Genomic DNA, 1,016 nt, shown 5'->3' with positions numbered 1-1,016 from the left:
GAAGTGATTTTAATAAAACAGATTCCAGGCTATGCTATAATCTTAAGCTGACGAACACAGAACAAAAGAACTAAATAAAGAACACAGAAAGGTTTAATATGATTCTAATAAATACCCTACTCTCTCTTTCATTATATTAACAATGCGTTCGCTAACGCTCACAAGAATTATTTGCTATTGAAAGGAAAAAAGAAATTAATATCTCACTTTGGAATGGGAGTGTAATTCCTAAACTCTTTCTTTGTAGATTTTACAGTTCTAGTCGGTGATTTCTTTTTTTGAAGTTGGTATTTTTTTGAACTTACCGTTTTCTGTTGTGGAAGTTTTTCATTTTGATCTTGATAAGAATAGGCCAGGATTAGCAAAACAATCATCGCTGTTGATGCAAAGCCAGCAAATTTGAATGTTGTTGATAGTTCATTTGAAGCAGTTGCTAAAACTTTATTTGATGGCTTTTTCTGGAATGAATCAGTATTTACTGTATCTTCTTTTTGATGGTGTTCTAATAAACGGGTTTGCTGGGAAATCGTTTTTGTTAGTTCAGAGATTTGATCCTGCAATTTTTCCTCCCCGCCCAAAATCATTCCATATCCATTTCCCTCCTAAATAGGAAGTATGAAAGCTTGGTTCTTTCTCATAGCGGAAAGGAGATATGTACCAATACTCCCTTCCCTGTTTGATAATATTGACAGGTTGATGCCCAAAACAATTAAGCAATTCAGGCATTGAAATATTCTCCTTTGCCCATTGCGTATTATAGATGATTTGTGGGGCATATTTCTCCGTTTTTGCAATAGTCTATAGAATCATATCGCTGGGAAATTAGCTGTAAATACCTTTTGTATCCAGTTCAAAAAGCGGTTGTTTTTTGGAAAAGATGGGAATACAATGCACATTGTACAGATACAGTACATAAATACAAGGAGACACAGGATGAATACAAAGGAAAAATACACCATTTCGGAGGCTACAGCACTCCTAGGTTTTAAATCTCGGAGTACAATCAATAAAAGAAC

Annotated in this window: 1 protein-coding gene; it reads right to left on the bottom strand. The window is 34.4% G+C overall.

All coding sequences use genetic code 11. The features are described 5' to 3' along the window. Window positions 1-203: 203 nt before the first annotated feature. A complete protein-coding gene (locus D5R40_RS33295; protein WP_124155910.1) occupies window positions 204-584 on the bottom strand; it encodes a hypothetical protein in 381 nt (126 codons plus the stop codon). Window positions 585-1,016 lie beyond the last annotated feature (432 nt).

It is taken from the genome of Okeania hirsuta, from assembly GCF_003838195.1.
Taxonomy (GTDB): domain Bacteria; phylum Cyanobacteriota; class Cyanobacteriia; order Cyanobacteriales; family Microcoleaceae; genus Okeania; species Okeania hirsuta.
The sequence above is the reverse complement of the archived record's forward strand: the minus strand, read 5'-3'. Positions and strand labels throughout refer to the sequence as shown.